16 protein-coding genes are annotated in these 20,238 nt (G+C 68.9%); 9 read left to right on the forward strand and 7 right to left on the reverse strand.

Annotated features, from left to right (window positions below; all coding sequences use genetic code 11):
* Position 1: 1 nt before the first annotated feature.
* Entirely contained in the window at positions 2-3,295 is a 3,294-nt protein-coding gene (locus tag ACIA58_RS13030) for a S8 family serine peptidase (RefSeq protein ID WP_396403839.1), read from the reverse strand.
* A gap of 111 nt (positions 3,296-3,406) precedes the next feature.
* Here ACIA58_RS13030 and ACIA58_RS13035 point away from each other — a divergent pair, with 111 nt between their 5' ends.
* The 4 genes from ACIA58_RS13035 (at position 3,407) to ACIA58_RS13050 (ending at position 5,567) form a co-directional block, all read left to right on the forward strand.
* Positions 3,407-4,078: an LON peptidase substrate-binding domain-containing protein gene (locus ACIA58_RS13035; protein WP_396403840.1), complete on the forward strand. Its 672-nt coding sequence runs from the start codon at positions 3,407-3,409 to the stop codon at positions 4,076-4,078.
* 84 nt (positions 4,079-4,162) lie between these two features.
* Positions 4,163-4,993, forward strand: a complete 831-nt coding sequence (locus ACIA58_RS13040) for an SDR family NAD(P)-dependent oxidoreductase (protein WP_396403841.1) — start codon at positions 4,163-4,165, stop codon at positions 4,991-4,993.
* A gap of 35 nt (positions 4,994-5,028) precedes the next feature.
* On the forward strand, positions 5,029-5,265 hold the full coding sequence (locus tag ACIA58_RS13045; RefSeq protein ID WP_396403842.1) for a ribbon-helix-helix domain-containing protein: 237 nt from the start codon (positions 5,029-5,031) through the stop codon (positions 5,263-5,265).
* Complete coding sequence (locus tag ACIA58_RS13050; RefSeq protein ID WP_396403843.1) at positions 5,265-5,567, forward strand: type II toxin-antitoxin system PemK/MazF family toxin; 303 nt, start codon at positions 5,265-5,267, stop codon at positions 5,565-5,567. Before ACIA58_RS13045 ends, ACIA58_RS13050 begins: the two co-directional genes overlap by 1 nt.
* A gap of 24 nt (positions 5,568-5,591) precedes the next feature.
* Here the strand turns inward: ACIA58_RS13050 and ilvD are convergent, their stop codons facing one another.
* Positions 5,592-7,442 carry a dihydroxy-acid dehydratase gene (gene ilvD / locus ACIA58_RS13055; RefSeq protein ID WP_396403844.1) on the reverse strand — a complete coding sequence of 617 codons (1,851 nt, stop codon included), beginning with the start codon at positions 7,440-7,442 and terminating at the stop codon, positions 5,592-5,594.
* Between the two features lie 122 nt (positions 7,443-7,564).
* Between ilvD and ACIA58_RS13060 the strand changes: the two genes are divergently transcribed.
* The 4 genes from ACIA58_RS13060 (at position 7,565) to ACIA58_RS13075 (ending at position 11,376) form a co-directional block, all read left to right on the forward strand.
* A complete protein-coding gene (locus ACIA58_RS13060) occupies positions 7,565-8,407 on the forward strand; it encodes a helix-turn-helix domain-containing protein (protein ID WP_396403845.1) in 843 nt (280 codons plus the stop codon).
* Complete coding sequence (locus ACIA58_RS13065; RefSeq protein ID WP_396403846.1) at positions 8,404-8,829, forward strand: VOC family protein; 426 nt, start codon at positions 8,404-8,406, stop codon at positions 8,827-8,829. Before ACIA58_RS13060 ends, ACIA58_RS13065 begins: the two co-directional genes overlap by 4 nt.
* 59 nt (positions 8,830-8,888) lie before the next feature.
* Positions 8,889-10,721: a DNA helicase RecQ gene (gene recQ / locus ACIA58_RS13070; RefSeq protein ID WP_396403847.1), complete on the forward strand. Its 1,833-nt coding sequence runs from the start codon at positions 8,889-8,891 to the stop codon at positions 10,719-10,721.
* An 82-nt stretch (positions 10,722-10,803) separates the two neighbouring features.
* Entirely contained in the window at positions 10,804-11,376 is a 573-nt protein-coding gene (locus ACIA58_RS13075) for a dihydrofolate reductase family protein (RefSeq protein ID WP_396403848.1), read from the forward strand.
* Between the two features lie 84 nt (positions 11,377-11,460).
* Here the strand turns inward: ACIA58_RS13075 and ACIA58_RS13080 are convergent, their stop codons facing one another.
* Both ACIA58_RS13080 and ACIA58_RS13085 read right to left on the reverse strand, forming a co-directional pair.
* Positions 11,461-11,832, reverse strand: coding sequence for a VOC family protein (locus tag ACIA58_RS13080; RefSeq protein WP_396403849.1), 372 nt, complete (start codon positions 11,830-11,832; stop codon positions 11,461-11,463).
* 33 nt (positions 11,833-11,865) lie between these two features.
* The gene (locus tag ACIA58_RS13085) at positions 11,866-12,705 is read right to left on the reverse strand and encodes a helix-turn-helix transcriptional regulator (protein WP_396403850.1); all 840 of its coding nucleotides are present in this window, start codon (positions 12,703-12,705) and stop codon (positions 11,866-11,868) included.
* Positions 12,706-12,772: 67 nt separating this feature from the next.
* Here ACIA58_RS13085 and ACIA58_RS13090 point away from each other — a divergent pair, with 67 nt between their 5' ends.
* Entirely contained in the window at positions 12,773-13,942 is a 1,170-nt protein-coding gene (locus ACIA58_RS13090) for an MFS transporter (protein ID WP_396403851.1), read from the forward strand.
* Positions 13,943-13,998: 56 nt separating this feature from the next.
* On the opposite strand, the gene ACIA58_RS13095 is transcribed toward ACIA58_RS13090, so the two are convergent.
* From ACIA58_RS13095 to dnaE, 3 genes are read right to left on the reverse strand one after another with little or no spacing between them, the layout of a single operon-like run.
* Entirely contained in the window at positions 13,999-15,867 is a 1,869-nt protein-coding gene (locus tag ACIA58_RS13095; RefSeq protein WP_396403852.1) for a DUF3352 domain-containing protein, read from the reverse strand.
* A 48-nt stretch (positions 15,868-15,915) separates the two neighbouring features.
* Positions 15,916-16,542 carry a hypothetical protein gene (locus ACIA58_RS13100; protein ID WP_396403853.1) on the reverse strand — a complete coding sequence of 209 codons (627 nt, stop codon included), beginning with the start codon at positions 16,540-16,542 and terminating at the stop codon, positions 15,916-15,918.
* 33 nt (positions 16,543-16,575) lie between these two features.
* Complete coding sequence (gene dnaE, locus ACIA58_RS13105) at positions 16,576-20,124, reverse strand: DNA polymerase III subunit alpha (protein WP_396403854.1); 3,549 nt, start codon at positions 20,122-20,124, stop codon at positions 16,576-16,578.
* Between the last annotated feature and the right edge of the window lie 114 nt (positions 20,125-20,238).

Here is a 20,238-nt window from a genome sequence, read left to right on the forward strand (position 1 = left end):
GTCAGCCGAACCGGATCGCGTCCGTCACGGTCTGCTCGGTCTGGTTGCCGTCACCATCGACCACCTTGGCCCGCAGCGACACCGAGGCACCCGCCGGCGCGCGGAACTGCGCGACGTACCGGCCCGGACCCTTGCGGACGAGCTTGACCGGCTTCCAGTCTGTCGCGGCGCCACCGGCGTACTCGACGGTGAACTTGTCGATCCGCGGCAACGAGGTTCCGGTCTGGTGGTCGATCACGACCGGCACCGACAGGATCGGTGTCCGGGGCGTCAGGTTGTGGTCGTCGACCACTGGCCGGTACCCGATCCCGAGGACGGGCAGCAGGACCTCCGAACTGGTACCCGACGACCGGAAGGTCCAGGTGTGCTCGACCTTGGTGCTGAACGGCGACACCGAGTGCCGGTCGAGCGTGCTCACCAGCTTGTAGGTAGCCGGCTCCGCGGGCAGATCGAACGGGTTGGCCCAGCCGAAGCGGTCGTCGTAGTCCGCGATCAGGATGCCGTCGCGGTACAGCTTGGTGCTCTGCGCGTCCGCCGCGACATCGGCTCCGCCCCAGCCGCCGCCTGCGTCGGCGAGCGGGAACACGACGATCCCGAGGGCATCGGCGCTGCGGAACGCCAGCCCGGCTGTCGGGGCGAAAGCAGCGACGTTGAAGCTCTCCCGGTAGTGCTGCCCGGCCTGGTACGGCGCTGCTGTCCGGCCGACGCTCGTCAGCGACACATCTGGAGCCCCCGCCTCGAACTCGTCCACCGTGGTACTGACCTCGCTCCGCAGACTGTTGGCAGGCCCCGGATCGTGGAACAGCTGGCGCTTGACCGGCAGGTCGTACGCGATCAGTTCCGCGAACCCGTAGCCCCACCCCGTGCTGACCAGGCCTCTACGGCCGGAGGTGGCGTTGAAGGTCTGGTCCACCCGGGCCATCTTCGCCGGGTCCAGCGTCCGCCGTACCCCGGTCGGGAACCGGCCGGCCAGCTGGTCGAGCTGGGTGAAGACGTACGGCGAGTTGTCGAACGTCCCGTCCGCGTTCCGCCGGGCCCAGGTGGTGCTCAGGTCACCGGAGACGCCGTCCGCCGGCGGGCCGACCTGGGCGGTGAACACAGCCGTCGGATCGTCGAAGCCGTACCGCAGGCCGAAGGCCCAATCGTCCGGCATCGTCAGCCCGGCCGCTCCGACAACCAGTGCCGCGTCCGGCCGTGGCACCGAGACCTGGATGGGCCGGGTGCTCCGAGCGTCCATGACGACAGTGGTGTCGCCGGTCAGGTGCAGCATCGGCTGGACCAGGTGATAGACAGCCGGCTCGTCATGCCCGGGCCGCGCGACCTCGAGTGAGGTGCTCAGCATGTAGTCGTCCTTGGGCAGCCGGACCTTCGCGGTCCCGCTGGGGTCCTCGAGCTCGGTCGGCCAGTCGTCGCGGGTGAACGCCGATGTGCCGGCGGCCGGCGCCGGCTTTCCGTCGGGGCCGATCGACTTGACCGTCAGGGTGTAGTGCTCGGTCTCCTTGTAGATCGCGATCGTCGTGCTGACGGTGTGGCCGGCCGCCGACGCGACGACGCGGCCGCTGTAGTAGCCCGTGGGGCCGGCGTTGTCGGTCGCCAGCGTGACCGGAACCTGGGCCGTACCGCCTGCCGGGACGGTCAGGCTGTCGGCGCCGAGCTGTACGGCGCCGGCCGGTGCGGGATTGCCGTTCGGGTCCTGCAAGGTAGCGGCCAGGCTCAGCTCGACCGGGGTCTTGCCGTCGTTGCGGTAGGTGAGGTTCTTGGTCACCGGTTGGTCGTCGTCGTGCGGGAACGACGCCGTACCGAAGGACAGCGTGTTCGTCGCCGGGACGGCCGGCGCCGAGATGGCGTTCGCGACGTCGACGCGGCCGTTGCCCTGCTCGAAGGTCGACTGGCCGTCGAGCTGCTTGGCGGTCGCGGCGAGCTGCGCCTTCAGCCTCGTCGCGGTCCAGTCCGGGTGTTCCTGGGCGAGGATCGCGGCAGCTCCGGCGACGTGGGGCGTCGCCATCGACGTACCGCTCAGCTGCGTGTAGTAGTCATTGACCGGTGTGCCGATCTGGCCGTCCTTGGCGCGGGCGGCGACGATCCCGACGCCGGGTGCGGTCAGATCCGGCTTGACCGCACCGTCCAGCCGCGGTCCACGGCTGGAGAAGCCGGCCAGCTTGTCCTGCTTGTCGACGGCACCGACCGTCAGGGCGGCGTCCGCGCTGCCCGGTGACTCGATCGTCTGTACGCCGTCCTGCCCGGAGTTGCCCGCGGCGATGACGAACAGCGCACCGGTCTGAGCCGTGAGCCGGTTGACGGCCTCCTCCACCGGGTCGATCTCGGGGCCGTCAGCACCGCCGATGCTCACGTTGATCACCTTCGCCTTGACCTCGGTGGCGGCCCACTCCATCCCTGCGATCATGCTCGACTCGGAGCATCCGCTGACCTCGCACACCTTCGCGTCGTACAGCCGGGCGCCAGGAGCGACGCCCTTGTACTTGCCGCCGGACGCGGCCGCGCTGCCAGCGATGATGCTGGCCACATGCGTGCCGTGGCCGAGCTGGTCGCCGTCCGGGTCCTGGGAGAAGTTCCGCGCACCGGCCAGGACCGGCTCGAGGTCGGGATGGGTCGGGTCGATGCCGCTGTCGACCACTGCCACCGGCACACCCGCGCCGGTGTACCCGGCCTGCCAGGCGATCGGCGCGCCGATCTGCGGCACGGACTGGTCCAGGGTCGGCTTCAGCTTGCTGTCGAGCCAGACCTTCTTGATACCCGCCATGCGGCTCTCGGCGAGGAAGGTCGTCGTACTGCGCTTGCCGACCTTGACGGCGGACGCGCCGATGGCCGGCAGTCGCCGGGTCAGCGCGGCACCGGCCAATGCCCTGGCTTTCTTATTGGCGGCGTACGTGACGATGAGCGGGATCTGCTGGGTCTTCCGGTCGTCCAGACCCTGCCGGATCAGCCCGGCGACGTCGAAGAGCTCCCGGTCCAGCTTGCCGCTCGCGACGTCGTGCGCCACGTCCGACGGGATCACGAAGAGCTGGTCCTTGCCGAGCCGCTGCTCGAACTGCACCTTCCGTCCGGCGCCGGGCGTGATCCGCACGTCACCGCCGGCGCCGATGGTGACCCGGTCACCGGTCAGCAGCGTCACCTGCCCCGGTGGCAGCGCGGATCGTTTCGGTGTTGTCGTTGTTGCCGTCGGCGACGACCGGGGCACCTCCCCGGCTGCCGCGGGCGGCACGGTCACCAGGCCGGCCAGGAGCCCTGCCACTACCACGCCGGCCCGGACCGTCGATCTATGTCGGTTCTGCATGCGTCCTCCAAGGTCGCGACTTTCGTCACCGTCAGGGACGCGCGGACGGCCGAATCGCTGCGTTGCCGTGCCCGGCCGTGTTCCGGAGCGATGTCCATTACGCTCGACTGCATGGACTCCCGCCTGCCGCTGCTCACTGTCGACACGGTGATCTTCCCCGGGCTGGTGCTCCCGATCCCGGTGACCGACGTCCAGGGCCGAGCGGTGATCCGCGACCTGGTCGAGAACGGCGGCGAGCTGGTGTGCGGGGCACTCGCCGTCCGGGACGGGTACGAGCTGGGCGAGCGGGTCTTCCGGTCGCTGTACGGGACCGGCTGCGCGGCGACGATCTCCGAGATCACGCTGGACGCGGACGACGACGGGCCGGTCGAGGTGACCCTGACCGGGAACCGGCGGTTCAAGGTCTCGGAGCTGGACGGCAGCGGCGACTACCTGACCGCGGACGTCGAGTGGCTGGACGACGAGCTCGGCGACGATCCCCTCGGTACGGCGATGGTCGCGGTCAAGCGCTTCCGGAAGTACGCCGAGGCAGTGAGCGAGATCAGCCGCCCCGGCCTGCACCTCGGCGAGCTGCCCGACGACCCGGGCACCCTTTCGTACCTGATGTCCGCCGCGATGAAGCTGATGACGCCAGACCGCCAGAAGCTCCTCGAGGCCCCCGACGTCACCACCCGCCTGGCCCAACTGGTCGGCCTGATCGACAGCGAACTCTCCGCCATCACCGCCCTTCCCTCCCTGCCCGCCTTCGACCTGATCACCTGGTCCGCCCTCTCCCCCAACTGACGCTTCGAAGTCTTTCCAACTGAAGCGGACCGGCCGCCTCCCTACCTAAACTGCGGGCTGAGGTGTGTTCCGGGAGGAGTGGCGATGTATGTGCTGATCACCGGTGGGACGAACGGGATCGGATTGGCAGGGGCTCGGGGGCTGGTGGAGCGGGGAGCCCGGGTCGGGCTGGTGGCTCGCGACCGGGCGAAGGCGGAGCAGGTCGCCGGTGAACTGGGTGGGGCGGATGTTTTCGAGGCGGATCTGACCTCGCAGGCGTCGATCCGGGAGATGGTGCGGGACGTCTCGGGGCGGGCGCCGGCGATCGACGTACTGGTGAACAACGCCGGCGCGATCTACGGCAGCCACCAGGTGTCGGCGGAGGGCATCGAGCTCACCTGGGCGTTGAACGTCGTCGCGCCGTACCTGATCACCACCCTGCTCGCCGGCCACCTCTCCCCCGACGCGCGGGTGATCGGCACGGCGTCGGACGAGCACGAGAAGGCGAAGCGGATCGACTTCGACGACCTGAACGGCGAGCGCTACTTCTCGGCCTCGGCCAAGCTGACCGGCGGCTCCCTGCGGCGGTACGGCGAGACCAAGCTGGCACTGATCCTGCTCAGTGCGGAGCTGGCGCGGCGGGTGCCGTTGATCCGCACGTACACGTTCGAGCCCGGACTGGTCGCGACCGGCTTCAACCACAACAACGGGCGCCTGATGAAGCTCATGATGGCGATGACCAAACCGTTCGCCCGGACGCCGGAGCAAGGTGCCGAGACCCTCGTCTGGCTCGCGACGTCGCCCGAGGTCGCCGACGACTCCGGCCTGTACTACTCCCGCGAGCGCCGAGCCGACCCTTCACCGGCCGCCCAGGACAGAGCCACCGCCGCACGCCTGTGGGAGACGCTGGAGCGGCAGACGACGCTACCGAAGTGAATCCCATCGCGGTATGGGGCTGGTATGGTCATGGTATGAGCAAACAGATCACGGTCAGGCTGCCGGACGACCTGGTCGACTTCATGGACGAGCTCGTCGCCACCGACAAGGCGACGAGCCGGGCGTCCGTGGTCGCCCGGGCGATGGAGCGTGAGCGCCGCCGCGAACTGGCCGCCCGCGACCTCGCCATCCTGACCGAGCACGGCGGGTACGACGACCTGGACGGCCTCGCCACCGCCGCTTCCGGCACCGTGCTCACCGATCTCGACTGATGCGGCCGCTGCACATCGCGCGGCTGGACAAGCCGCGACCGGTCGTGGTCCTGACCCGCGAGCTGATCCGCCCACGCCTCACCAACGTGACGGTCGCGCCGATCACCAGCACGATCCGCGGCCTGTCCACCGAGGTTCTCGTCGGCCCGGACAACGGCCTCGACCACCCGAGCGCCATCTCCTGCGACAACATCCAGACCATTCCCAAGGCGCAGCTCGGCCGGCTCATCGGCCACCTCCACCCCGACCAGGAGCCGCTCCTGGCCGAGGCGATCAACCTCGCGTTCGATCTGGAGCTCTGACCAGAGACCCTCGTCGTACGGGAATCAGCCCAGCTTGGAGACGTCCCGGACGGCGCCGCGGTCGGCGCTGGTCGCCATCGCGGCGTACGCACGGAGGGCCGCGGAAACCTTGCGCTCGCGGTTCTTCGGCGCGTAGACGCCGTTGAGCGCGTCGCGGCGGGCGGTCAGCTCGGCCTCGTCGACCAGCAGCTCGATGGAGCGGTTCGGGATGTCGATGCGGATCCGGTCGCCGTCGTGGACCAGCGCGATCGTTCCGCCCGCCGCCGCCTCGGGTGAGGCGTGGCCGATCGAGAGCCCCGACGTACCGCCGGAGAAACGGCCGTCGGTGATCAGCGCACAGACCTTACCGAGACCGCGGCCCTTCAGGTACGAGGTCGGGTACAGCATCTCCTGCATGCCCGGGCCGCCCTTCGGGCCCTCGTACCGGATCACGACCACGTCGCCCGGCAGGATCTGCTTGGCCAGGATCTTCTCGACGGCCTGTTCCTGCGACTCGCACACCACCGCGGGACCCTCGAAAGTCCAGATCGACTCGTCCACGCCGGCCGTCTTCACGACGCAGCCGTCGACGGCCAGGTTGCCCTTCAGTACTGCGAGGCCGCCGTCCTTCGAGTACGCGTGCTCGAGGTCGCGGATGCACCCACCGGCTGCGTCGGTGTCGAGGGTGTCCCACCGCTCCGACTGCGAGAAGGCAGTTGCCGACCGCACGCACCCCGGCGCTGCATGCCACAGCTCGACCGCCTCCGGCGACGGCGATCCACCGCGCAGGTCCCACGTCTTCAGCCACTCGTCGATCGAGTCGCTGTGCACGGTGTGGATGTCCTCGTTCAGCAGGCCGGCGCGGTGCAGCTCGCCGAGGATGGCCGGGATGCCGCCGGCGCGGTGCACGTCCTCCATGTAGTACGTGCCGCCGGGGGCGACGTTCGGCGCGACCTTGGCCAGGCACGGGACCCGGCGCGAGACCGCGTTGATGTCGTCGAGGTCGAAGCCGACCTCGGCCTCCTGGGCGGCCGCGAGCAGGTGCAGGATCGTGTTCGTCGATCCGCCCATCGCGATGTCCAGGGCCATCGCGTTCCCGAAGGCCTCCTTGGTCGCGATGTTCCGCGGCAGCACGGTGGCGTCGTCGTTGTCGTAGTACCGCTTGGTGATCTGTACGACGGTCTCGCCGGCTTTCTCGTACAGCGCGCGGCGGGCGGTGTGGGTGGCAAGGACGGACCCGTTGCCCGGCAGCGAGAGGCCGATCGCCTCGGTCAGGCAGTTCATCGAGTTCGCGGTGAACATGCCGGAACACGAACCGCAGGTCGGGCAGGCGTTCTCCTCGATCCGCAGGATGTCGGCGTCGGAGACGTTCTCGTTGACGGCCTCGGACATCGCGTCGATCAGGTCGAGCTTGCGGACCGTTCCGTCGACCAGCGTGGCCCGGCCGGCCTCCATCGGGCCGCCGGAGACGAACACGGTCGGGATGTTCAGCCGGAGCGCGGCATTCAGCATGCCTGGGGTGATCTTGTCGCAGTTCGAGATGCAGACCAGCGCGTCCGCGCAGTGCGCCTCGACCATGTACTCCACCGAGTCGGCGATCAGGTCCCGCGACGGCAGGCTGTAGAGCATGCCGCCGTGGCCCATCGCGATCCCGTCGTCGACGGCGATCGTGTTGAACTCGCGCGCGATGCCGCCGGCCGCATGAATGGCCTCGGAGACGATCCGGCCGACCGGCGCCAGGTGGGTGTGGCCGGGGACGAACTCGGTGAAGCTGTTCGCCACCGCGATGATCGGCTTCCCGAAGTCCTCGCGGGCTACCCCGGAGGCCTGCATGAGCGCGCGGGCGCCCGCCATGTTGCGGCCGTGGGTGACGGTACGGGACCTCAGAGCAGGCACGACGACATCTCCTCGCAGTAGAAACGACGCTCTTGATGTTGCCACGCCCGTCCGGATGGCGGTACGCGGGTCCCGGATTGTGGCGGGGTGATTCTGTCGGAGGTCGGATCTAGCCTGAAGGCATGGCAGGGATGGAGCACCACACGCGACCGGTGCACCCCGCCCTGCGCCCGTATGTCGGTGACCTCATCGGCTACGCGTCGTACGGGTATCCACCCGAGCTGCACCGCGGCCTGCCGTCGCGGTTCATGACGCTGGTGATCACGCTGGACGAGCCGCTGGGCGTCGCGTGGCCCGGCAGCCCGGTGGACAAGTACGACGCCCTCGTCGGCGGCCTGCACTCCACCGCCGTGCACATCGGCGAGACCGCCAGCCGGGCCGGCGTCCAGATCTCGCTCACTCCCCCGGCCGCCCGCGAGCTTCTCGGTCTGCCACCCGGCCGGCTGGCCTCGATCGTGGTCGGCCTCGACGAGCTGTTCGGCAGGACGGCGCGCGAGCTGACCGAGCAGCTGCGGGAGGAGCCGGGCTGGGAGACGCGGTTCGACCTGATCGAGGGCCTGTTGCTGCAGCAGCTCGGCCGGCGCAACGCGGGCACGGCCCGGCCCGAGGTCAGCTGGGCCTGGCAGCGACTCTGCGAGTCGGGCGGCGCGATCGGCATCCAGGAGCTGGCGGCAGAGGTCGGTTGGAGCCGGCGGCATCTCACCGATCGGTTCACGGCGGAGCTCGGCCTGGCGCCGAAGGTCGCGGCGCGGGTACTGCGTTTCGAGCGCGTCACCGGACACCTGCGCCGGCATCCGGCGACCCGCCTGGCCGACCTGTCGGCCGCGGCCGGGTTCTCCGATCAGGCGCATCTGACCCGGGAGTTCCAGGCCATCGCGGGCTGCTCGCCGCGGCAGTGGATGACCGAAGAACTCCCAAACCTTCAAGACTTCGTCCCCGCCGGTGCCCGAGTCTCGAAGGTATGAACACTGCGACAGACAAGAATGTGATCGGCGTCTGGCCCGGGCTGCACTACCGGGACGGGCAGGCCGCGTTGAGGTTCCTCACCGAAGGTCTCGGCTTCACCGTCGCCGCGTCGTACCAAGGCGTCGCCGAGGGCTCGATCGCCCACGCCGAGCTGTCCTGGCCGACCGGCGGCGGAATCATGCTCGGCTCGGCCGACGCGAAGGCCGAGCCGGACGAGTTCACCGCACTCACCGATCAGCGCCAATCGATCTATCTCGTCCACGACGACCCCGACGGACTGATCGGTCGTGCGATCGGCGCGGGCGCGGTCGTCGTCCGCGGGCTGGAGGAGACCGACTACGGATCGCGTGGGTTCACCGTGCGAGATTTCGAGGGCAACCTGTGGAGCGTCGGCACGTACGCGGGAGAGATCGCCCAGTAATCCACAGGCTGCGGCGATCGGGTCGGCATCCGTCGGTGGATCTCATTACACTCGCCGGAGTGAGCGAGACAACCGGACTGCCCGATTCCGAAGCCCTGCAAATACTGCGGCGGGTCTTCGGGTACGACGCCTTTCGCGGTCAGCAGGCCGAGATCATCGACACCGTGGTCGCGGGCGGCGACGCGCTGGTGCTGATGCCGACCGGCGGCGGCAAGTCGCTGTGCTACCAGATCCCCGCGCTGGTCCGCTCCGGCGTCGGTGTGGTGATCTCGCCGCTGATCGCGCTCATGCAGGACCAGGTCGATGCGCTCACCGCTCTCGGCGTGCGGGCCGGATTCCTCAACTCCACGCAGGACTTCGATCAGCGGCGTGAGGTCGAGCAGGCGTTCCTGTCCGGCGAGCTCGACCTGCTGTACCTCGCGCCCGAGCGGCTGCGGGTCGAGGCGACCGTGCGGCTGCTCGACCAGGGCAAGATCGCGTTGTTCGCGATCGACGAGGCGCACTGCGTGTCCCAGTGGGGCCACGACTTCCGGCCCGACTACCTGATGCTGTCCGAGTTGCACGAGCGGTGGCCCGACGTGCCGCGGATCGCGTTGACCGCGACGGCGACCGAGGCCACCCATCAGGAGATCGCGACCCGGCTGAACCTGTCGGAGGCCAAACACTTCGTCGCGAGCTTCGACCGGCCCAACATCCAGTACCGGATCGTCCCGAAGGACAACCCGCAGCGCCAGCTGCTCGATCTGCTCCGCACCGAGCACGCCGGCGACGCGGGCATCGTGTACTGCCTGTCGCGCAACAGCGTCGAGAAGACCGCGGCCTTCCTCACCCAGAACGGCATCGAAGCGGTGCCGTACCACGCCGGCCTCGACAGCCGGACCCGCGCCGAGAACCAGTCGCGCTTCCTCCGCGAGGACGGCCTGGTCGTGGTCGCGACGATCGCGTTCGGGATGGGGATCGACAAGCCGGACGTCCGGTTCGTCGCGCATCTCGACCTGCCGAAGTCGGTCGAGGGCTACTACCAGGAGACCGGTCGCGCCGGGCGGGACGGGTTGCCGTCGACGGCCTGGCTCGCGTACGGCCTGCAGGACGTCGTGCAGCAGCGCAAGATGATCGACACGTCCGAGGGTGATCTCGCGCATCGACGGCGGCTGGGGTCACACCTCGACGCGATGCTCGCGTTGTGCGAGACCGTGCAGTGCCGGCGGTCGCAGCTACTCGCGTACTTCGGACAGCACGGCGACACCTGCGGGAACTGCGACACCTGTCTGACACCGCCCGAGTCGTGGGACGGGACGATCGCGGCGCAGAAGCTGCTCTCGACGGTGTATCGGCTGCAGCACGAGCGCGGGCAGAAGTTCGGCGCCGGGCAACTGGTCGACATCCTGCTCGGCAAGGAGACCGACAAGGTCAAGCAGTTCAGGCACAACGAGCTGACGGTGTTCGGCATCGGCACCGACTTGAAGGACACCGAGTGGCGCGGGGTGGTCCGGCAGTTGCTGGCGCTGCGGTTGCTCGCGGTCGAGGGTGACTACGGCACGCTCGTGCTGACCGAGGAGAGCGGCGAAGTGCTCGGCCGGCGGCGTGAGGTGATGATGCGTCGCGAGCCCGAGCGGGTCCGCTCGTCGTCCAGGTCGTCCGGCGGGAAGAAGGCGGCGGTCGACCTCGCACCGGAGGCGGCACCGGTCTTCGAGCGGTTGCGTGCGTGGCGCGGGGCGGTCGCCAAGGAGCAGGGCGTCCCGGCGTACGTGATCTTCCACGACGCGACGCTGCGGCAGATCGCCACCGACCTGCCGTCGTCGTTGACCGAGCTGGGCAAGATCAGCGGCGTCGGCGAGAACAAGCTGGCCAAGTACGGTGAAGGCGTGCTGGAGACTCTGGCTGCGGACTGATGTCGAATCCGGGCGGTTCTCTTCGACGCGAAGGCAGAGACGGTGCGGATCAGCCGCACCCTCGGAGCCAAGGAGAACGCTCATGTCTTCAGCAGTGTTGTTGATGTCGATGTCCGCCGACGGCTACATCGCCGGCCCGAACGACCGCCCGGGGAATCCTGGCGGCGACGACTTCATGCGGCTGCACGAGTGGTACCTGGACGAGAACGGGGACGTCGGCCGGCCCGCGGGCGAAGCCGCCGTGATCTGGGACGAGTTGAACGCGACCGGTGCGGTCGTGGTCGGCCGTCGGACGGGCGAGCAGGTCGACTTCTACGGCGGCGACCACCACGGTGCGCCGATCTTCGTCGTCACCAGCGACCCGGCGGCGACCTCGAAGTACGAGAATGTCACGTTCGTCGGCGACGTCGAGACCGCGATCGCGCAGGCGAAGGCAGCGGCCGGCGACAAGGACGTGCTGGTCCACGGCGCGGTCACCGGTCAGAAGGCGCTCGCGGCCGGCGTGCTCGACGAGCTGCAGATCGACCAGGTGCCGGTGCTCTTCGGCGGCGGGTTGCGGCTGTTCGACGTACTGCCCGAGCGCATCGACCTCGAGATCGTTCGCGTGATCGACACCCCGCAGGCCACCCACATCCGCTACCGCGTCCGCCGCTGACCCTGCTGTGGCGCGGCGGCCTCGACTACGACGAGACCGCGCGCCACCTGCCCGTCGGTCGGCGGCGGACACGTGCTGGTCTGATCAGACCTCGGAGATGTAGAGGCGGTTCCCGTCCTGGTCGCGGAGGCTGAACATCGGCGGGATGCCGGGCCACTCGAGCAGCTCATCGGTGTCGACGCCGGCGTCGACGAAGTGCTGGTGCGCGGCCTTGGCGTCCGGACTGCCCATCCTGATGCCGGTGTCGACCCCGGCCGGGTTTCCGTCCGACGCCGGCACGAGCGCGATGGTGGCGGCCGAACCCGCCGGGGCGACGACCAGCCAGCGGCCGCCGAACTGCGGCAGCGGGGCGTCCATCAACACCTCGAACCCCAGTGTCTCGGTGTAGAACGCGACCGCGCGGTCCTGGTCGGTCACCGGTACGCCGACGGTCCGGATCTCGCTGATGTGACTCATCTCGGTTCTCCTTGTCGTGAAGGGTGCCTTCACTCAGGAGGTAGATGCCGATCCCGGCTTTTCGACATCCCCCGCCCAAGAATCTTCCAGCCCGTAGATGACGAGGAACTGGTCGGGCTCGTCGAGCACGGCCAGCACCTCGTAGTCGACGGTCAGTCGCCCGAACTCCGGATGGTCGAGGTGCTTCTCGCCCGAGACGTGCCGCCGCACCTCCCGCCGGGACCAGCGAGCGGCGAAGTCGGGGCTCACCTCCAGCAACTCGTCGACCAGCGCGCGGAAGCCGGGGTCGTCGACGAGGTGGCCCGCGGCGCCGCGGAGATGGGCGACGGTGTCGTCCGCGACCTCCGACCAGTTCGGGAAGATCTCCCGGGACCGCGGGTCGCAGAACACGTAGCGGGCGTTGTTGGGCCGCGTCGCGGACCGCTCCCCCGCCTGCGGCAACCGGCCCGGAAACAGCCGCGGGGCGGACTCGTTCCAGGCGAGCACATCGCCGATCCGTCCGAGCACGAGCGCGGCCGTCGGCGGTTTGAGCAGCTCCATCGCGCGCAGCGCCGATCGCGACACGGTCTCCCGCGCGGTCGGCGTGGGTTCGCCCGCCAGCGCCCGCAGATGCCGGGCCTCCTCCGCGCTGAGCCGCAGGATCCGGATCAGGGCCTCGATCACGCTCGCCGACGGGTGCGCGGCCTGGCCCTGTTCGAGCCGGGCGTAGTACCCGGCGCTCAGCCCGGCCAGCTGTGCGATCTCCTCCCGGCGGAGTCCCGGCGTACGGCGCGGCGGACCTGCGATCAGGCCTGCGTCGGCAGGTGTGATCCGGGCGCGTCGTTCGCGCAGGAACGCACCCAGTTCGAGCTGCCGCGTCGGGTGTCTGGTCATTTGTTCCTTCCCTGACTGCACCTGACAGGTGTACCCGTCCTCGTCCGGCATCGACCACGGTAGTCGTATGTCCGTCCGTCGTTCCGCACTGATCCCGTCCGCGCTGTCGTTCTTCCTCGTCACCTTGAATGCGTCCATGGTCACGACGGCGCTGCCCGTCATCGGCCGCGATCTCGGCGCCGGTGGTGCGCTGGCCTGGGTGCTGACCGGGTACTCGCTGGTGTTCGCGATCTGCCTTCTCCCCGCCGGTGTCTGGGTCGACCGGGTCGGTGCTCCACGCGCATTCACGGCCGGGGTCACGGTGTTCGCGGGCACATCGGTGGCCGGCGCGCTCGCCGGGAGTCTCGGCGTACTGCTCGGCGCCCGGGCGATTCAGGGCGCCGCCGCGGCGGTCGTTCTCCCCGCCGGTCTGTCCATGCTCAACGGTGCGGTGCCTGATGCGGCCGCGAGAGGGCGAGCTGTTGGCCGATGGGCGGCGGCGGGTGCCGTCGCGCTCGTGGTCGGGTCGCCGGTGGGTGGTGCGATGACGTCGTGGTTCGGGTGGCAGAGCACGTTCTGGCTGAACGTTCCGGTCAGCTTGATCGTGCTCGGTACTGCGATGGGCCTCCGCGGGCAGGCAGCTGCCGGCCGTACGGCGGGCGTGATCGGATTGCTCCGCTCGAGGCCTGTCGTCGTCAGCACGGTCACTGGGTTCGCGCTCAACTTCGCGTCGTACGGCGCGATCTTCGTCGTCACGTTCCTGCTGCAGGAGGAGCTCGGGCGGTCGGCGTGGTCAACCGGACTCGTCTTCGTCCCGATGACGTTGCTGATCATCCCGGCGAATCTGGCCGCCGGGCAGCTCGCCGGTCGGCTGGGCGTCGCCCAGACCTTGCTCCTCGGCCAGACACTGATGGCCGCGGGTCTGCTGGGCCTGTGCTTCAGCGGTACGACGACCTGGCAACTGACCGCGTGGCTGCTCCCGATCGGCGCCGGAGCCGGACTCGTCGCACCGGCCGCGACCACGCTGATGCTCGACGGCGTACCGGCCGAGCGCGGCGGGTTGGGTTCGGGCCTGCTCAATGCGTCCCGCCAACTCGGCAGCGCCGCCGCACCAGCCCTCTTCGGCGCACTGCTGGTCCCGGCCCACTTCATGCTCGGCTTCCGCCTGAGCACAGTCCTGGCCCTCGCGGTCATCGCAGCGCCGGCCATCCTGCACACCCGCCTCGCCGCGAGGCAGATGCGACAGGTGCAGGGATGAGCAGAAGCCCCGGACGCCCAAGTGCGGGCAGGTCCGGGGCTTCTGTGTGGAGCTGACTACTTCGCGACCACCCGCAGGCTGAACTCGGCCTGGCCGTCGCCCGTCGAGCGGGTGACGATGCCGGCCGAGCGGAGTGCGGCCAGGTCCTTCTCCTCGGCGAATCGCCGGCTGAGCGAGCCGATCGACTCGAAGTCGACGTACCCGATCATCACTGCGCCCTTGGTGTCGGGCAGCGCCTGCTTGAAGTTCTCGGACTGGCCGAGGTTGCCGTCCTTCAGCACCTGCTGCGCGTACTCCTGGCTGGTCGAGACCACCAGCGTGTCGTTGTCCTTGGCGGTCTCGATCGGGATGTTGGCCGACGAACGCTGACGCAGCAGCGTGGTCAGCTTCTGCACCACCGGCTCCGCCTTCGCCGGGTCGGTCTCCATCCGGGCGGCGATCTTCGGCCCGTTCGCGGTGTCCTTGTCGATCGCGACCGCGAGGTTCTTGCCCGCCAGGCTCTTCAGGTCGTCCGGGAGCGCCAGGCCGGTCTCCTCGGCGATCCGGTCGAGCATCGGCTTGAGGTTCTCGCCGCCGGCCTTCTGGACCTGCTGCCACGCGGTGTCGATGAGGTTCTCGCCACCGGAGATCGCGATCGCGCCGGCCGTGGTGTCCGGCAGCTTCGAGACCAGGTCACCGGCATCCGCGGCCGAGTTGACCTTGATGCTCTTGTCGCCCTGACCGATCCCCTTCAGCTCGACGTACGACGCGTCGAACCGCAGCGCGACCGCCGTCGTGGCATCGCCGAGGCCGGCCAGCTGACCGGAGTCGACCTTGCCGGTGATCGACGCGATCCCCTTCACGTCGGCCCAGCCGGACAGGAAGCCCTGCTCGCCGAGCTTGTCCATGTCCGCGCTGAACTTGGCGTTCTTCGTCAGCGGGTTGTCCTTCGCCGTGGCGACGGCCGAGTCGACGGTCGCCTGGTCGTCGGACAGCAGCATGTAGCCGTTGCTGAACGCGCGTCCGGGCTTCTTGTCCTCGTTCGCGAGCAGCTTGTCCATGCCCTTGTTCGCGGCGTCCTGGTTCTTCACCTGGACCGCGACCACCACGTCCGGCTCGGTCTTGCCGTCGGCAGGCGGGAGCGCGGCGATGCCGGCCCGGTCACCCAGCCACGGCTTGATGTCCTTGTCGTAGTCGACGTTCGCGAGGTCGTCACCGGAGGACTTCTTGATCTGGTCGAACAGCTTCTGCCGCAGATCGTCCTTGTCACCGGTGAGGCCGAGCTTGTCCTTCACCGACGGGAACTTCATCATGAACCGGATCGCGGCGACCTTCTGGCCGGCCGACGGGTTCAGGTCGACCCGCGCGTAGGCGACCGCGGTGCCGGGCAGGACATCGGCCGGCTGCTTGCCGCCGGCAAGCTTGCCGTAGGCAAAGATTCCGCCGCCGGCCACGACCAGGACCATCGCCAGCGCGGCGACGATCGGGATCAGCTTGCCGCGCTTCTTCTTCGGCTCCGGCTGCCACTGCTGATCGCCGTACCCCGGCCCCTGCGGCGGCTGACCGCCGACGTGCATCTGCTCGTACGAAGCCTGCCCCGGCTGCCCGTACTGGCCCTGCGGCTGGCCACCCTGCTGCGGACCGCCGTACTGCTGGCCCTGTGGACCGTGCGGCGCCTGCTGCGGGTGCATCGGCTGCTGCTGCGGGTAACCCTGCGGCCCCGGCTGCTGCCCGTACTGCGGCGGCTGCTGCGGACCGGGCCGCTGTCCCTGCGGCTGGCCGTAGGGACCCTGCGGCTGACCGTGCTGCGGAGCCGAGGGCCGGCCCTGCTGCGGCCATTGGTTCTGGCCTGGGTGCTGACGCGGCCCCTGGCCCTGGGGCGGACCGTACTGCGGACCGCCGGCGCCTGGGTACTGCGGCTTGGGGGGTTGGTTCTGGTCGGACATAAGCTCCCTCGCTGGCTCCGGTGGCCTCACCCGCCGGACCTGCAAAGGCTAGTGGACCGGTGGCGCAGGGTCTGACGCAGGAGGTTGCGAACTGGTTGCAACCGGCGGAATCGGGTCCGCGCGCCAGGTCATGGCCGCGATGACGGCACACGCGAGCGCGGCGCCGACGAGCCAGGCGACCGCCGGGGTCCAGGTATGCAGCTCGAGTGGTGCGGCGACCAGATCACCCGGCCGGGCCGCCCGCAGCCGCGGCTCGAGCGCGTCGTGCCCGAGCAGCATGCCGACGCCCCAGCAGACTCCGGAACCCAAGCAGGCGCCCAGGGCAACGATCGCCACGGACCACGGACCGTAGTTGCGCAGCCACCAGAACAGTGCCCCGCCGAGCACCAGCGCGGCGAGGAAGCCGATCGCGGTGAAGGTGCCGTCCGGCCCGAAGATCCGGGTCATCTGCTCCTCGCCCAGCGCGCCACCCTGGTCATCCACGGTGTACTGCGCCAACGGCGAGAACTCCTGCCACGCCCACCCGGCCACCACTCCCGCGACCAGGAACACCGCGACCGTCACGAGCACGGCCTTCGCCCACGGCAGCGGACGCTCCACCTCCGGCGGCGCGCCGAACGGATCACTCGACGGCGGTGCCACGTACGGCGAGGGCTGGGACGACTCTTGACTCACGTCGACAGTGTGCCGCATGGGCTCCAACGCCGATCAGCTGGCCAGGCAGGAGGGACCGAGGAGCGCCTTCAGGTCGGCCATCAGCGAGGCCGTCGGCGTGACCCGGTACTGATCCGCGATCCGCCAGATCTCCGTCTTCTGCCGGGCCTGCAGCTTGAGCTGCACCTCGGTCATCCCCGGGTGCGACTTCAGCACGTCCCGCAGTTGCGTGACCACCGGCGGCGTACACCGGTTGGCCGCCATGGTGATCACCACCGGTCCGCTCGGGCCTTCGGTGAGGTCCGGTACGACGACCTCGTCACCGCTCAGCTCGAGCCGGTCCTCGCGGCGGCGGACCCGGCCCTTCATCAGGATGATCGCGTCGTTGGTCAGCAGGTGCGCGTGCAACTGGTACGCCGAGGAGAACATCATCACCTCGATCGAACCTTCCAGGTCCTCGATGGTGACGATCGCGTAGATGTCGCCGCGCTTGTTCACCTTCCGCTGGACCGCGGTGACCAGGCCGCCGATCGTCACCCGGCTGCCGTCCGGACGGTCCTCGTCGGCGAGCAGCTGACCGATCGTGCAGTCGCTGCCGTTGGTGAGCACGTGCTCGACGCCGAACAGCGGGTGGTCGGACACGTACAGCCCCAGCATGTCGCGCTCGTGCGCGAGCTTGGTGGCCTTGTCCCACTCCTCGATCTCGGGAACGGTGACGGTCAGGCGGCTGTTGCCCTCGCCCTCGTCGGCCTCGTCGTCGCCCATCGAGAACAGGTCGAACTGCCCGTGCGCCTCGTTGCGCTTGAGGTCGATGGCTTCGTCGACGGCCTGCTCGTGCACGGCGACGACCGCGCGCCGGGCGTGGTTCATCGAGTCGAACGAGCCGGCCTTGGCCAGCGACTCGATCACGCGCTTGTTGCAGACCGGCAGCGACACCTTGTCGATGAAGTCGACGAAGTCGGTGAAGCGCCCCTTCTCCTCGCGGGCCACGACGATCTCGGCGACCACGTTCACACCGACGTTGCGGATCGCGGACAGGCCGAAGCGGATGTCGGTGCCGACCGGGGTGAAGTTCGAGTCGGACTCGTTGACGTCCGGCGGCAGCACCTTGATGCCCATCCGGCGGCACTCGTTCAGGTAGATGGCCATCTTGTCCTTGTCGTCCTTCACGGACGTCAGAACAGCGGCCATGTACTCCGCCGGGTAGTTCGCCTTCAGGTACGCCGTCCAGTAGGACACCAGACCGTACGCCGCGGAGTGCGCCTTGTTGAACGCGTAGTCGGAGAACGGAACCAGGATGTCCCACAGCGCCTTGATCGAGGCTGCGCTGAAACCGTTGTCCTTCATGCCGGACTCGAAGCCGACGTACTCGGCGTCCAGGACCTCGCGCTTCTTCTTGCCCATCGCCTTGCGGAGCAGATCCGCTTTGCCCAGGCTGTACCCGGCGAGCTCCTGGGCGATCCGCATCACCTGCTCCTGGTAGACGATCAGCCCGTACGTCGGGCCCAGGATCGGCGTCAGCGCCTGCTCCAGCTCCGGGTGCAGATAGGTGATCTCCTGCTGGCCGTTCTTGCGGAGCGCGTAGTTGGTGTGCGAGTTGGCACCCATCGGGCCCGGCCGGTAGAGCGCGCCGACCGCGGAGATGTCTTCGAAGTTGTCCGGCTTCATCAGCCGCAGCAGCGCCCGCATCGGGCCACCGTCGAACTGGAACACCCCGAGCGTGTCGCCGCGGGCAAGCAACTCGTACGTCGGGCCGTCGTCCAGGGTGTGGCTCAGCCCGTCGAGGTCGATCGTGATGCCGTGTGCGGCCTCGATGTTCTTGACCGCGTCGTCCATGATGGTCAGGTTGCGCAGACCCAGGAAGTCCATCTTGACCAGGCCGAGCGTCTCGCAGCTCGGGTAGTCGAACTGGGTGATGACCTGGCCGTCCTGCTCGCGGCGCATGATCGGGATCAGCTCGATCAGCGGCTCGCTGGACATGATCACGCCGGCCGCGTGCACACCCCACTGGCGCTTCAGGTTCTCCAGGCCGCGGGCGGTGTCGACGATCTTGCGGACGTCCTGGTCGCCCTCGTACAGCGTGCGGAACTCGCCGGCCTCGGAGTACCGCTTGTGCTGCGGGTCGAAGATGCCGGACAGCGGCACGTCCTTGCCCATCACCGACGGCGGCATCGCCTTGGTGATCCGGTCGCCCATCGCGAACGGGTAGTCCAGCACCCGGCCGGCGTCCTTGATCGCCTGCTTGGCCTTGATCGTGCCGTACGTGACGATCATCGCGACCCGGTCGTCGCCGTACTTCTCGGTGACGTAGCGGATCACCTCGGGGCGGCGGCGGTCGTCGAAGTCGATGTCGAAGTCGGGCATCGACATCCGCTCGGGATTCAGGAACCGCTCGAAGATCAGGCCGTGACGCAGCGGCTCGAGGTCGGTGATCCGCATCGCGTAGGCGCAGATCGAACCGGCGCCGGAGCCACGGCCGGGGCCGACCCTGATGCCCTGCTTCTTGGCCCAGTTGATGAAGTCGGCGACGACGAGGAAGTAGCCCGCATACCCCTTGGAGACGACGATCTCGATCTCGTAGTCGGCCCGCTTGCGGATCTCGTCGGTGATCCCGCCCGGGTAGCGCTCGTGCAGCCCGACCTCGACCTGGTTGACGAACCAGGACTCCTCGTTGTGACCCTCCGGGCAGGGGAAGCGCGGCATGAACCGGCCCTCGCCCTCGGTGAAGCTGACATCGCACTGCTCGGCGATCAGCAGCGTGTTGTCACAGGCCTCCGGGAAGTCCTTCCAGACCTCGCGCATCTCGGCGGCGGTCTTGACGTAGAACTCGTTCGCGTCGAACTTGAACCGGTTCGGGTCGGACAGGGTCGAGCCGGACTGGACGCACAGCAGCGCGGCGTGGGCCTGGGAGTCCTCGGGCTTGGTGTAGTGCAGGTCGTTGGTGGCGACCAGCGGGAGGCCGAGCTCCTTGGCGAGTTTGAGCAGGTCCTGCTGGATGTCGCGCTCGATGCCGAGGCCGTGGTCCATCAGCTCGCAGTAGTAGTTCTCCTTGCCGAAGATGTCGCGGAACTCCGACGCGGCCTCGATCGCCTCCTTGTACTGCCCGAGGCGAAGCCGGGTCTGCACCTCGCCGGACGGGCAGCCGGTGGTCGCGATCAGGCCCTGGCCGTAGGTGTTCAACAGGTCGCGGTCCATCCGGGGCTTGAAGTAGTAGCCCTCGAGGCTGGCCAGCGAGCTCATCTTGAACAGGTTGTGCATGCCGGAGGTGTTCTTCGCCAGCAGCGTCATGTGCGTGTACGCACCCGAGCCGGAGACGTCGTCGCGGCCGGAGTTCGCGTCGCCCCACTTGACCCGCTTGCGCTCCGAGCGGTGGGTGTGCGGCGTCAGGTACGCCTCGACGCCGATGATCGGCTTGACGTCGTACTTCTTCGCGGTCTTCCAGAACTCGTACGCCCCGAAGACGTAGCCGTGGTCGGTCGTCGCGATCGCCGGCTGGCCCATCTCCTGGGCCGTCTTGAACAACTCGTCGATCCGCGCGGCGCCGTCCAGCATCGAGTACTCGGTGTGCACATGAAGATGCACGAAACTGTCGCTGGACCCCATATCGGCGCAGACCTCCCAGGGCGTGAGTGAGGGTGACTGGAGCAGCCTAGTTGGGCCTTCGGACAGTTTTCGAATGCCCCCTCGGCGAGTTCCCGACCCGCCCGCTATCCGGTC

The sequence above is a fragment of the Kribbella sp. NPDC051586 genome, assembly GCF_044453965.1.
GTDB lineage: Bacteria > Actinomycetota > Actinomycetes > Propionibacteriales > Kribbellaceae > Kribbella.

Bases quoted from the DNA above. Each gene is read 5' to 3' on its own strand.
- ACIA58_RS13030 (WP_396403839.1), bottom strand. From the start codon at position 3,295: ATGCAGAACCGACATAGATCGACGGTCCGGGCCGGCGTGGTAGTGGCA.
- ACIA58_RS13035 (WP_396403840.1), top strand. From the start codon at position 3,407: ATGGACTCCCGCCTGCCGCTGCTCACTGTCGACACGGTGATCTTCCCC.
- ACIA58_RS13040 (WP_396403841.1), top strand. From the start codon at position 4,163: ATGTATGTGCTGATCACCGGTGGGACGAACGGGATCGGATTGGCAGGG.
- ACIA58_RS13045 (WP_396403842.1), top strand. From the start codon at position 5,029: ATGAGCAAACAGATCACGGTCAGGCTGCCGGACGACCTGGTCGACTTC.
- ACIA58_RS13050 (WP_396403843.1), top strand. From the start codon at position 5,265: ATGCGGCCGCTGCACATCGCGCGGCTGGACAAGCCGCGACCGGTCGTG.
- ACIA58_RS13060 (WP_396403845.1), top strand. From the start codon at position 7,565: ATGGCAGGGATGGAGCACCACACGCGACCGGTGCACCCCGCCCTGCGC.
- ACIA58_RS13065 (WP_396403846.1), top strand. From the start codon at position 8,404: ATGAACACTGCGACAGACAAGAATGTGATCGGCGTCTGGCCCGGGCTG.
- ACIA58_RS13075 (WP_396403848.1), top strand. From the start codon at position 10,804: ATGTCTTCAGCAGTGTTGTTGATGTCGATGTCCGCCGACGGCTACATC.
- ACIA58_RS13080 (WP_396403849.1), bottom strand. From the start codon at position 11,832: ATGAGTCACATCAGCGAGATCCGGACCGTCGGCGTACCGGTGACCGAC.
- ACIA58_RS13085 (WP_396403850.1), bottom strand. From the start codon at position 12,705: ATGACCAGACACCCGACGCGGCAGCTCGAACTGGGTGCGTTCCTGCGC.
- ACIA58_RS13090 (WP_396403851.1), top strand. From the start codon at position 12,773: ATGTCCGTCCGTCGTTCCGCACTGATCCCGTCCGCGCTGTCGTTCTTC.
- ACIA58_RS13095 (WP_396403852.1), bottom strand. From the start codon at position 15,867: ATGTCCGACCAGAACCAACCCCCCAAGCCGCAGTACCCAGGCGCCGGC.
- dnaE (WP_396403854.1), bottom strand. From the start codon at position 20,124: ATGGGGTCCAGCGACAGTTTCGTGCATCTTCATGTGCACACCGAGTAC.